Raw genomic sequence first — 12,130 nt, forward strand, 5'->3', positions numbered from 1 at the left:
GGAAGCTCCAGGGCTTAACTCAGAGAGGTAACACGATGAAAAAACTGCTTATTGCGCTGATGGCCACGGCGGCAGCATTGTCGCTGGCGGCGACCGCCGAAGCACAGGAAAAGCTGAAAGCCTGTTGGGTCTATACCGGCCCGATCGGTGATTTCGGCTATTCGTACCAGCATGACCAGGGCCGCCTGGACGTAGAGAAGGCGCTCGGCGACAAGGTCGAGACCGCATACCTGGAGAACGTCTCCGAGGGTCCCGATGCCGATCGTGCTTTCGAGCGTCTGGCGCGCGAAGGATGCAAGATCATCTTCGGCACTTCCTTCGGCTTCATGGACCCCGAAGTGAAGGTCGCCAAGAAATTCCCCGACGTTAAGTTCGAGCACGCGACCGGCTACAAGACGTCGGACAATCTCGGCATCTACAATGCGCGCTTCTATGAAGGCCGCTACATCCTCGGCCAGATCGCCGCCAAGCAGTCGAAGTCGGGCGTCGCCGGCTACATCGTTTCGTTCCCGATCCCCGAAGTGGTTATGGGCATCAATTCCTTCATGCTTGGCGCCCAGTCGGTCAACCCGGACTTCAAGGCGAAGATCGTCTGGGTCAATTCATGGTTCGATCCGGGCAAGGAAGCCGATGCCGCCAAGGCTCTGTTCGACCAGGGTGCCGACATCATTGTCCAGCACACCGACTCGACCGCTGCCCTGCAAGTCGCCGAAGAGCGCGGCCTGCAGGGGTTCGGCCAGTCTTCGGACATGATCAAGTTCGCTCCCAAGGCGCAGTTGACCTCGATCGTCGACGATTGGGGACCCTATTATATCAGCCGGGTGAAGGCCGTGCTCGACGGCACATGGAAGCCCGGCAACGTCTGGCTGGGCATCAAGGACGGCGCCGTTAAAATGGCGGCTTACACCAATATGCCCGATGACGTGAAGGCGATGGCGCAAGCCACCGAGAAGAAGATCGTCGAGGGCTGGAACCCCTTCACCGGGCCGATTGCCAAGCAGGACGGCACGCCATGGCTCAAGGACGGCGAAGTCGCCGACGACGCTACGCTGCTCGGCATGAACTTCTACGTCAAAGGCGTCGATGACAAGCTGCCGCAGTAAGCGCAAGCACTGGGGAGGGCGCCTTCGGGCGTCCTCTTTTCATGCGCAGAGTTTCGAAGGTTAACCTGCCCGACTGCGAGTCCCACTCACGAAAGTTCAGCGGGCGATTATCGTATGGACGCCCGCGGGCAGCCTGATGCGATCCGATGTGGGAGCGAGCGCCGGGCGCCCTTCCGTCGTGATCTGCCATATCTCGACGGCGCCGCCAAGGGGCGCTTCGTCATTGCGGTAACGGTTCACGCCGACGAAGAGCTTTTGTCCCGTGCGATCAAAAGCGAGTCCTTGCGGCAGCACACCTTCGAGCGGCCATTCGCCGTGCGGTGACAGCCGTCCTGTTTCAGTGTCCAGCTGATAGAGGCTGAGCGACGCGTGCTCCGTCCAGTCGCGCGAGCCGTCTGGCTTGCCGGTGCCGCGAAGATTGGACGTGACAAGAAAGCGGCCGTCAGGGCTGAAGGCGATCGTCTCGGCGCCCCAGCCACCAAGCGCGATGTGAGGCACGGTGTGCCTTGCCGCGTCGCCCGTCGCGCCGACATCGGCAAGCCGGACTGTGGTGAGAATGCCCTCCTGAACGCCATAGAAGCCAGTTGTATCGATTCCCCACTGAACATCGGAGGTGATGTAGTAGCGGCCGTCGGGCGAAAAGCGGCCGATAAAGGGGAACTTGTTCGTCTGGACGCGATTGCCCCAGGGACGAATAGCAGAAACCGCCCCGTCCTTTCCGCGCAGCACCTCATAGAAGGCAACCTGACCACGGTCGACGAGATTGACCCCAATATACCGGCCGCTTGGATGCCACTGCACCCAGGTCGCCTTCAATGGAATGAAACCCGTTGACGGCTCAAGATCGAGACCGAAGCTGGATACGGGCCCGAACCGACCCTCCCTGACCGGTACGAAAGTGAGTTCGTGTTCGGCGTCGACAGTGATCGCGGCGATAAGATCGCCTGCAGGATTGAGATGAATCGCCTGCGGCTGGATTCCGATCCTCACGCTGTCGACCGCCGACGAGTGGCCGCCATCGAGCCGGAGCGATCTGATCGTGTCGCCTTGCTGCAACTCGTCGAGGCGGGTCGCCCGTTCGGGCCGTTGACGGAAAGTTTCGGCGACGAAAACGAACCGGCCATCCAGGGAGACGTCTAGTGCTCCGGGCGGCCCATAGGTTGAATTCGAAACCTCCATCATCGCGACAGAGCGAGACCGCTCCGTCGGCGAGGTGATGATGGACAGCGTATCCAGATAGTGAGGGTCTGGAGGCCCGAGCTCGCCCGTCTCGTAGACGGTCGGCACCATATCGAGATCCGACAACACGAAGACGGCCCCTCCGTGACCTTCGGCCGGCTGAGCACTTGAGAGGCTCGGCATCAGGAATAGAACGATAGCAGCGAGAGAACAGCGTCGCATCCATGTCTCCATATCTATTGGAAGGCGCCTATCTTCCGGGTTCGCTTTCAGTCGTCCAATCGATATTTGACATCTCAATATTCCCTTCAGTAATAAACTGTCGGAGGCCCAGTGTGAATCTAGCTGCCGTCGATCTGAACCTGCTTGTCGCCTTCGACGCCCTCCTCAGTGAAGGGAGCGTGAGCGCGGCGGCAGCCCGCATCGGGCTCAGCCAGCCTGCGATGAGCAAGCGCCTCGCCCATCTGCGTCGGCTTTTCGCCGATGATCTCTTCGGTCGTCATGCCGATGGCGTGCGGCCGACCGAAAAGGCGCTCGATCTCGCCGATCCGATCCGGGCCGCGCTACGCCAGATCCAGGATGCGTTGGGAGGATTCGGCCAGTTCTCGCCGGAGCGATCGGGTCGCATCTTCAGGATCGCGACCACCGATCACATCGCGGCGACTTTGATGCCCAGACTGATGCCGGTGCTTCGTTCAGCCGCGCCTAGAGTTTCGATCGTCTTGCGCAGCTTACATCGCCAGGAGATCGTTGATTGTCTCGAGAAGGGCTCGATAGACCTTGCGATCACCATCCTGCCCGATGCGCCGACGACGATCAAACGTGCATCGCTCTTCCAAGTGAACTGGATATCGATCGTCTCGGCCGAGCATCCTGAGATCCGCGACGCGCTGACGCTCGAGCTCTTTCTGAAGTATCCGCACTTGCTGGTCACTCATGTCGGCGATCTGAAGGGCTACATCGATCGTCTGCTGGACGACCGCGGCCTGAAGCGGACCGTTGCAATGAGCCTGCCTTATGCGCTCGCCGTGCCGGCGATCATCGCCGAGACGGACATGATCTGCACCTTGTCGGCAAACGTGATCTGGCTTACGAATTGGCCGCGCGTGCGCTCTTTTCCGCTGCCCTTCGACTATTTCGGTTATCAGGAAACTCTGCTGTGGCATCGGAGGAACGACAGCGATCCCGGTCACGCCTGGCTCAGGCGGATGCTTATCCGTGTAAGCGAAACGGTCACGTCCTAGAGCCCTTTGTGTTTGGTCGAACCAAAACCGCGCTCTAACTCTTTATTTTAACGCCTTTTGTCGGCCGCCAAACGAAGACGTTTGGCTGCAAAATGCTCTAGCAGGAGAGGTCTTCACCCCGCCCAGCTATCAAACCGCCGAGCCATAGAGATCGTAGGCGTCGGCGCGGTCGATCTTGACGGTGACGATGTCACCGGCGCGCAACGGGCGCCGCGACTGGATATGCACCGAGCCGTCGATTTCGGGCGCGTCATATTTGGTGCGGCCCTTCGCCGAGGTGCCGTGCGCCTTATCGATCAGGACAGGCAGGCGCTTGCCGACCTTCCTGGCGAGCTGCGTCGCCGAGATCTTCTGCTGGCGCTGCATGAAGCGGTGCCAACGCGCTTCCTTGATCTCCTGCGGCACCTGTTCGAGGCCGAGGTCGTTGGATCGGGCGCCTCGGACCGGCTCGTATTTGAAACAGCCGGCGCGGTCGATCTTGGCTTCGTCCAGCCAGTCGAGCAGCATTTCGAAATCGTCGTCCGTCTCGCCGGGGAAGCCGACGATAAAGGTGGAGCGGATGGCCAGATCCGGACAGATTTCGCGCCAGCCGCGAATGCGATCGAGGGTCCTTTCACCATGGGCGGGCCGGCGCATGTTCTTCAGCACCTGCGGCGAGGCGTGCTGGAACGGGATGTCCAGATAGGGAAGGATCTTTCCTTCGGCCATCAGCGGGATGACATCGGCAACATGCGGGTAGGGGTAGACATAGTGCATGCGCACCCAGATGCCGAGCTTGCCGAGTTCCTCCGACAGATCGAGGAACTTTGCCCGCACTTCGCGATCGCCGAACATGCTGGTCTGGTATTTGATGTCGATGCCATAGGCGCTGGTGTCCTGCGAAATGACCAGGATCTCCTTGACGCCGGCCTTGGCCAGTTTCTCGGCTTCGCGCAACACGTCGGCCGCCGGCCGCGAGACGAGATCGCCGCGCAGCGCGGGGATGATGCAGAAGGTGCAGCGATTGTTGCAGCCTTCCGAAATCTTGAGATAGGCATAGTGGCGCGGCGTGAGCTTGACGCCTTGCGGCGGCAAAAGGTCGACATAAGGATCGTGGCTCGGCGGCGCGGCCTCATGCACGGCAGCCATCACGCTCTCGTAGGCCTGCGGACCAGTGATGGCGAGAACGTTTGGGTGTCTTTCGCGGATGACGTCCGGTTCGGCGCCGAGACAACCGGTGACGATGACCCTGCCGTTCTCCGAAAGGGCGGAGCCGATGGCATTGAGCGATTCGTCGCGTGCCGAGTCGAGAAAGCCGCAGGTGTTGACGACGACCAGATCGGCGCCGTCATGCTTGCGCGCGATTTCGTAGCCTTCGGCGCGAAGGCGCGTGATGATGCGCTCTGAATCAACGAGCGCTTTCGGGCATCCAAGGCTGACGAAACTGACGCGAGGGGCAGACATAGAGGTTTTCCGGCTTTTCAGGATTGGCGGCGCAGTACCACACTTATTGCGGCATTGGTATGGGCCCGCGGCAACCGCGACGAAACGCACGATGAATGTATCGGTGCCGACGACGGAAACGGCGGGACAGGCGGCGTCAGCTCACCGCGTTGTTCACATGCGGCCAGACTTCCAGCGCGCCTCGATAGACCATGTCGAGCGCGACATACAGAATGATCAGCAGGCCGATATAGGCAATCCAGCGGTGGCGGTGCAGCAGCTTGGCGATAAAGGTCGCGGCCAGACCCATCAGCGCGATCGAGAGAACGAGGCCGATGATCAGCACGGAGAAATGATCGCGCGCCGCACCAGCGACCGCCAGCACATTGTCGAGCGACATCGACACGTCGGCGACGACGATCTGCAGTGCGGCCTGGCCCAGCGTCTTGCGCGGCGACTTGCCAGCCACGGCATCGTCCTTGTCGAGATCGGCATTTGACAGCGCCTCGGTCGCTTCCAGCTCGTCGGCATGGGAGGTGCGCAGTTCGCGCCACATCTTCCAGCAAACCCACAAAAGCAGGATACCACCGGCCAGCAGCAGACCGACGATCAAGAGCAGTTGAACGGTTACTGCTGCAAAACATATGCGCAGCACGGTCGCGGCCAGCACGCCGATGAGGATGGCCTTCTTGCGCTGCTCGGCCGGCAGGCCGGCCGCGGCAAGGCCGATGACGATGGCGTTGTCGCCTGCAAGTACGAGGTCGATGGCGATAACCTGGAGCAGGGCGGAGAAGCCTGCGGCGGTAAAAATTTCCATCAACTGGAAGTTCCTTGCTTGTTTGTCGATCGTCGGCGCCGAGTATTCGGACGCCTAACGTGTATGGTTCCCGCGCGTCAAGAGATCGCTTGAGGACAAGGCCGGCAAACCGCCTGATCGCGGCGGAAATCGCCAGCAGCCGGTGAAAGCTAGATACGCTGGCGCATGACCCGGAAACCGGAATTCGGTCTCCGAAAAGGATTATGCGCCGATTCAAACTGCTGGAGCGTCCTTTGCGCGTCCAGTCGGACGCGCGACGCTCTAATTATAGAGGTTGTATTCCGACCAATCGGTTTCCGGAATCTCCTCGCCGATCCGATAGCGAAAATCCAGAACCTGCATATGATCCGGCGCCGTCCGGCATTTGAATTTCAGCCGGTACCATTGTCCCTTGCTGCGAAAGGCAGCCCCAGGGCTTGTGATTGCGTCGGTCTCCATTTCGGGCGTCGCAAAAGCGTAGGCGACCACGCGATCGGCTTTGTATTTGTGGTCATCATGGGTGATCCGGTCGAGCACTTCAGCATCGCATCGCTGTTCGAGCCGGGTTTGCGGGTCGAGCTTCAACAAGCCGGTGCGCAATGCGCTATCCATCGCGTTAGCCGGCCACGCCAGCGTCACCGACGCCAGAACCGTAAGACAGAGCTTCTTCATGGGCGGGAGGAGCATCATATTTGGGCGGAGAAATCAACCGGACGGTCACCTTTCGCCGCGGACTTTCCCGACTCCATTGGCGGTTGTCGTGACCGCCTCCACCGCTTAGAGTTCGCCGAGAGGGGCAATCATATGAACACGCAGAGTCGGCCTTTGGCCGCTAGGATGCCGCAGACGTTCGTCCGCGCGCTGGAAGAAATGCGGTGAAGACACAAATGCATGCGCGCATTTTCACGGACAGTGTCAGCTTCATGGATATTTCCATGTTCCGCGTGGAAGGCATGCAGGTAACGGTTACGCCTGGTTGGAAGTATAAACCTTGCGACGTCGCGGTGATGTATGGGCTTGCCAATCCGCCTCGACGCTCCCAGCAGGGGCGTCTCAGGAACGCCATCTATCGGGAACACAACGGACCCATCGTCGTCATCGAAAGCTCGCTGATCGGCCGGAGTTTCAATCAGCGCCTGCCCGGTTGGCTCGCAGCGTTGCGCCGGCGGCCGCTGCGCCCGCGGCAAGTGCACCCGTACTGCCGCGTGGCCGTAGGCGGAGCGTTGGGCGACGACGCCGATTTTTGTGCAGAAAACAGCCCGCCGGATCGCTGGGAAAGGGCAAAGGCCGAATTTGGGATCAGGCTGAAGCCCTACCGGGCCGAGGGAGATTACATACTCCTGGTCGGTCAGGTGCCCAAGGATGCCTCGCTACGGGGCATCGACATGGTGAGGTGGCTACACGAGACCGCGGCGGCGATCAGGAAGATCAGCGATCGTTCAATCCTGATCCGGCTGCACCCCAGCACGCGATGGCGAGATCAAGAAGCCGTTGTCGATGCTTGCTCGACCGTGCCCAGGGTCACCATCTCGCGCGGCAGGCGGCCGTTCGCTGACGAGGTGGCAAATGCGTGGGTGTGCGTAACCTTGTCATCCGGTGCCGCAATCGATGCGTTGATCGCGGGCGTCCCGCCGATATGTCTATCTCCGGCGAGCCTTGCATACCGCCTTTGTTCCAACAGTCTCGATGATATCGAGCATCCGAAGCAACCGGAGCGGGAGCAGTTCATGCGCGACCTCTGTTACAGTCAGTGGACGCCGCGTGAGATGTCCGACGGAACCGCATGGAGACATATTTTTCCAGCGGTCGAACGAGAGATGGCGCGAACCGGCGGTGATTCCGGCGAGCATGGTGCAGGGCGTTCCCGGGTCATTTGGGCGGTACAGGCCGACCACCAGGGCCATCATCGACCAGAGACTGTCCTGTCGACGTCGGAGAAGCAACGTTGGGCGAGGTCGCTTGCGCTTTGGACAGTCGCCGCCCGTATTCTCCCAGGCAAGCGAAAGAGATATCTGCATAGGCGGGCCACGGCCCTATTCATGCTCGGCCGCTACGGCGAGGCCGAGCTGGTGTTCGAGGAGCTTCGCAGCCGCAATCCAGACTTTCCAGGCGGACATGAAGGAGCAGCCCGTTCGGCAGAGAAGCTGGGCCACTGGGGTATCGCGGCGGAGGCTTGGGCGGCGGCAAGCAGGCTCGCGCCTGGCCGCAAGGCACTCGCCGGACATGCCGCGGCCCTGCTGAAACTTGGAAGGCTGGCGGAAGCCGAAGCGGTTTTTGGCCTGCTGTGCGAACGCTTTCCGGCGGAAATCGCCGGATATCGGGGCCTGGAGCGGATCGCTTCCGAACGCGGCGACTGGCCACTCGCACTGCAAATGCAGGATGTCATATGGAAGACATTGAGCGACCCCGACGCAATGCGGCGCAAGGTTCTGTTGCTTGTGCGGCTACAGCGAATTGCCGAGGCTGAGAAGATCGTCAAGGAGTTGGAAGCGGGGAGCTCGCCACTTGCTTACCTGCTTGCCTCGATGCCACTTCTGGAAGCCACGCACGACTGGGCCACAATGGGCCAGCTTTTAGGCACGAACGAAGCGCTGCTCCTCGGGAATTGGCAGCTGCTGCATTCCTATCTAGGCGTGCTGGGAAGGCTCGGCCGGGCAAATGAGGCACTGGAAGTGCTTGACCGCAGCCGCGCGGGTAAGGAGGCAGCCCGCAAGAAGCTTCGGATCAACTGCCTTATACAGGCGCACCGGTACTTTGAGGCCGGTGAATGCTTGCGGCAGACTTGGGAGCACGGGAGTATCGACGAGTTCTCGCCTGAACTCCTGTCGCCGATGGTGAGTGCAGCCTGGGAGGTCGGCGGGGCTGGTCTCGCGAACGTCGTTTTGGATCGCGTAGACGCGGAAGCTCCCCATACCGTAGCGGGGGAATTGCTGAGGCTGTCTGCAATTTTTCAGCGTACGAGACTGCGCTCCCTTAATTGTCTGGTTTCCTCATCTGAAAGCGCCTTCGATCAGGGGCCTCACATTGAGCAACTGGTTCGGGATCATCTCGCGCACAGCCCGGGATCGGTGGGGGCTGAAAATCGACGAGATGCAGTTCGCGACATCTGCGGGATTTTTGTCCGGCTTCGTTCTGGGCATACGGACTTCTTCCCAGATCCCTCCTTCGTCCTGAATGAAGCACTTGAAGTTGCAACGTGCATTGCTGAGGCATTCGATGAACTGAAGCCTCTTTCGCTGATCAGGTTGGGCGATGGGGAAGGGTGCATGCTTCCCTACAGACCCGAACTGGAGGTGTTTCGCGAGACGGACAGGGAAGCGACCCAGCAGACCTGGTGGGGGCGCGCTGCCCAAGTGGATGACGCGCTGGAGTGGCAGCTGAAAGAAGCGATACGTTCCGCCGATGTCGTTGGGCTTCCTGATCTCGATCGCACTAGTCGCGGTATTTTGAGCAACTCCCTGGAGGCGTTGGGAGACGGCGGTAGAAATGCCCGCGGCCTCCTTGCATCGATCGATTTCGCTGCCGGAAACACCAACAAGCAAGCCGTGCTGACCTCCTGCCATATCCACCAATCCCTATCCTTCTGGGGAATTTGGGACCTGCTGCTCCCCAGGCTTGGAGCCGTGTCCCTGATCACATGTCATGCCAAGCTCGGCGGCGTTCTGGCGCAGCGACACGGGATAACTATCGAGACCGTCCACCTGGTTCCGCCGGAACACAAATACGCCGCAGGCTTCGCCAGCATAGCCGGCGATGCACACTATCCACACGCCTTCACAAGGCTGAGGGATCGATTGTCGGGACAGCTGCGCGGTCGTGTTTTTCTCATTTCAGCCGGCATGCTGGGTAAAATCTACTGCATGTGGATCAGGCAAGCGGGGGGTATTGCCATCGACATCGGAAGTGCGGCGGATTTCTGGTGCGGATACGACACGCGCAGCGTCGCGGATATCGTGACCTACAGGAGTCCTGCCGGTGTGGCGGAACAGGTCCGGGATCTAGCGTCGGAGCATTCCCGATTCGCCCGGTTGCTGCCGCTCGATACCTCGGCAAAGTTGTTGCTTGGAAATCCCGCTTGAGCGAGGCATCTCCCGAACTTGCCGTGGTGGTCCTTTCCGTTGGTGCACCGGTGGAATTGAAGACGGCAGTGGACTCGCTGCTGGCGCAACCAATTCCGCTCGAGATCGTCGTCGTCAACTCAGGCGGAGGCAATCCCCGCTCCGTTCTTTCGAGTGAAGCCTCCGGTATCAGCGTCATTTCCACCCCGCAACTGCTGTGGCCAGGGGCCGCGCGAAACGTTGGCATCAGATCCACTCGCGCACCCTGGGTCGCATTTCTAGCCTCCGATCTCGTCGCCAGTCCGGGCTGGGCGGCCAACCGGCTCCTGCTTCACAAGAAAGGCCGCAACTCCGTAGCCTCGGCCTTGGTCAACAGCCATCCGCGGAACCTCTATGCATGGGCAAGCCATCTCTCGGTTTTGGTTCGCCGGATGCCCGGTGTGCCCAAGAGGAAGGCGCTCCGCTACGGCGCAAGCTATGCCCGAACGCTCTTCGAAAAATATGGCGGGTTCCGGGAGGACCTTCGGGTCGGGGAGGATACGGAGTTCCACCGCCGGATGAAGCGTGCCGATCGTCCGGTCTGGGCCCCTTCGGTTCAGGCATCGCACCTGAACCCAACCAGCTTCCGGCAGATGATCCAGGATCAGCTCGCCCGCGGCAAGCGCGCCGCAATCCACTGGCCTGCACTCGACGAGAGCTCGCTGCTGAGGCGAGGCTTCAGCCGGTTCATGCTCATCGCGCCGCTTTCTTTCAGATCGGTTCGAGGGCTGGATCGCCTGTTCGTTGTCGCATCATGGCCGCTCGTCCTGGCGTGCACCTTCGCCTACGAGCGCGGCGTCGACAGAGGTCAGCGCGAACTGGCGCGGGCGGGCGGATCAGGTGCCGCGCGCATGACGGTAGTGGCAATCCTCGACCGGGATGACTGGCAAGCGAACACGGATATCGTGGTAGTTGTCGATCCGACCTACAGGCATCTCACTTGGATTCCTCGTGATCTTTGGGTACCCAGCCTCAACGATCGCATCAATGCGGCATTTGCGACCGGTGGCGGCGATCTTCTCCTGAAAGCGGTTCGAGAACTGGGGTTTCGAGCTGAGAGCCTACTGTGTGTCAGGCGCGCCGCGACCGAGGCTGCGCTCGAGGCGGTCAGCGTCACTGTGCCAGTGAGCGAACCTCTCGACTTCTGGTATCCCTTGCATCCTACGCGCCCGATCGAGGAGGGACGCAAGGCCATCTCGTTCCGTCCCCCAGAAGAGCTTCTTTCAGGCGAGCGACTTCACCAGTGGATAGGGGCGCGGAGCATGATCAATCGCAGCGGGTCGGACCTCTTGCGGCTGGATCGTCAGCAGTTGTTGCTGAAAGCTCTGCTCGCAGCCGACTTTGATTTCCAGCGTGTGCTTCGGGACCCGAGCTTATACCGGACTTCCGGAAAGAATCCCCTGGCGGCACTGTCCAGGGTGGGGCCTGATTGGTACTTTTCCACTCTCGGCCCCCTCAAAGATGCGACGACTGATGGAAAGGCTGTTCTCGTAAAGGGGTAAACGTCCCGGTGCGAGACTCAAGACGGCGCGAGCCGAGCGCGGGCGTCTCGGACCTCGGCTTGCGACCGCTTCCGTGGTCATGCCGGCCATTCCACGATCTCTTGGTGGAATACTCAACAACTGCCTGGTTCTTCCTGACGTGGCATCACACCAGACGGAGCTTGATTGAGAACGACAACAGGGGTTGAAGCAAGCCGCCATCGCAATAGATTTCGGGACCGAAGAGTACGATGCCTGCGAAAGTGTTCCTCACAGGAGAGGCGCGTGACGCCCGACGACAACACACCCGTCCTTTCCGGGGCAATCGGGGAATACCGCGAGTTTAATCCTCCGGCCGCACTCGAAGGGCATTTCCAGTGTGTCTGGTCCAATACATTGCGACCGGACGCGGGGAGCTTATCGGCCGTGGTTCCCGACGGCTGCGTCGACATCACCTGGATCGACGGCGATCTGGTCGTAGCAGGCCCCGACGTGGCCGTTGCCCTCTCTACGCTGACACCCGGCTCTACTGTGATCGGCGCCCGCTTCCGACCGGGTGCGGCAAGCCGATGGCTCGGCCCGCCGATGTCGGAGATCGTTGGCGGCCGGGTGGCGCTCAGCCACTTCTTGGGAGCGCTGGCGCGCGAAATCGCCCAGAGAATTGGCGATGCATCCTCCACGGCGGAGCGGGTGCGGGCGATGCAAGCGGCACTCTCCAGGCTTGCGCCCGACGTCGAGCCGCCGCCTCCGGACATGGGATTTGTCTTCAACGCGCTGAAAACGGAATCCGCCGGTCCGGGCATGGCGG

At 60.9% G+C, this 12,130-nt stretch carries 9 protein-coding genes; 5 read left to right on the plus strand and 4 right to left on the minus strand.

Annotation, left to right across the window (positions count from 1 at the left end; genetic code table 11):
- Positions 1–35: 35 nt before the first annotated feature.
- The gene (locus EOB36_RS06660) at positions 36–1,103 is read left to right on the plus strand and encodes a BMP family ABC transporter substrate-binding protein (RefSeq protein ID WP_095486798.1); all 1,068 of its coding nucleotides are present in this window, start codon (positions 36–38) and stop codon (positions 1,101–1,103) included.
- A gap of 96 nt (positions 1,104–1,199) precedes the next feature.
- Here the strand turns inward: EOB36_RS06660 and EOB36_RS06665 are convergent, their stop codons facing one another.
- A complete protein-coding gene (locus EOB36_RS06665; protein WP_164897465.1) occupies positions 1,200–2,393 on the minus strand; it encodes a beta-propeller fold lactonase family protein in 1,194 nt (397 codons plus the stop codon).
- A 128-nt stretch (positions 2,394–2,521) separates the two neighbouring features.
- On the opposite strand from EOB36_RS06665, the gene EOB36_RS06670 reads away from it, so the two are divergent.
- Positions 2,522–3,526 (plus strand): LysR family transcriptional regulator, encoded by a 1,005-nt coding sequence (locus EOB36_RS06670; RefSeq protein WP_206637143.1) that lies wholly within the window; start codon positions 2,522–2,524, stop codon positions 3,524–3,526.
- A gap of 129 nt (positions 3,527–3,655) precedes the next feature.
- Here the strand turns inward: EOB36_RS06670 and rimO are convergent, their stop codons facing one another.
- The 3 genes from rimO to EOB36_RS06685 form a co-directional block, all read right to left on the minus strand.
- Positions 3,656–4,969, minus strand: coding sequence for a 30S ribosomal protein S12 methylthiotransferase RimO (rimO, locus tag EOB36_RS06675; RefSeq protein WP_127294917.1), 1,314 nt, complete (start codon positions 4,967–4,969; stop codon positions 3,656–3,658).
- Between the two features lie 136 nt (positions 4,970–5,105).
- Positions 5,106–5,765 (minus strand): TerC family protein, encoded by a 660-nt coding sequence (locus EOB36_RS06680; protein ID WP_095486794.1) that lies wholly within the window; start codon positions 5,763–5,765, stop codon positions 5,106–5,108.
- Between the two features lie 261 nt (positions 5,766–6,026).
- Positions 6,027–6,434: a DUF930 domain-containing protein gene (locus tag EOB36_RS06685; protein WP_095486793.1), complete on the minus strand. Its 408-nt coding sequence runs from the start codon at positions 6,432–6,434 to the stop codon at positions 6,027–6,029.
- Positions 6,435–6,619: 185 nt separating this feature from the next.
- Here EOB36_RS06685 and EOB36_RS06690 point away from each other — a divergent pair, with 185 nt between their 5' ends.
- The 3 genes from EOB36_RS06690 to EOB36_RS06700 all read left to right on the plus strand — a co-directional run.
- A complete protein-coding gene (locus EOB36_RS06690) occupies positions 6,620–9,823 on the plus strand; it encodes a hypothetical protein (protein WP_128284541.1) in 3,204 nt (1,067 codons plus the stop codon).
- Complete coding sequence (locus EOB36_RS06695) at positions 9,820–11,343, plus strand: glycosyltransferase family A protein (RefSeq protein ID WP_128284542.1); 1,524 nt, start codon at positions 9,820–9,822, stop codon at positions 11,341–11,343. Before EOB36_RS06690 ends, EOB36_RS06695 begins: the two co-directional genes overlap by 4 nt.
- Positions 11,344–11,607: 264 nt before the next feature.
- The coding region (locus EOB36_RS06700; RefSeq protein WP_128284543.1) for a DUF6597 domain-containing transcriptional factor at positions 11,608–12,130 on the plus strand (523 nt) is incomplete at its 3' end.

It is taken from the genome of Mesorhizobium sp. M6A.T.Cr.TU.017.01.1.1 (assembly GCF_004023115.1).
In the GTDB taxonomy this organism is placed as follows: Bacteria; Pseudomonadota; Alphaproteobacteria; order Rhizobiales; family Rhizobiaceae; genus Mesorhizobium; species Mesorhizobium mediterraneum.

Coding starts and splice junctions, on each gene's coding strand:
- EOB36_RS06660 (WP_095486798.1), top strand. CDS start 36: ATGAAAAAACTGCTTATTGCGCTGATGGCCACGGCGGCAGCATTGTCG.
- EOB36_RS06665 (WP_164897465.1), bottom strand. CDS start 2,393: ATGGTGCCGACCGTCTACGAGACGGGCGAGCTCGGGCCTCCAGACCCT.
- rimO (WP_127294917.1), bottom strand. CDS start 4,969: ATGTCTGCCCCTCGCGTCAGTTTCGTCAGCCTTGGATGCCCGAAAGCG.
- EOB36_RS06680 (WP_095486794.1), bottom strand. CDS start 5,765: ATGGAAATTTTTACCGCCGCAGGCTTCTCCGCCCTGCTCCAGGTTATC.
- EOB36_RS06685 (WP_095486793.1), bottom strand. CDS start 6,434: ATGATGCTCCTCCCGCCCATGAAGAAGCTCTGTCTTACGGTTCTGGCG.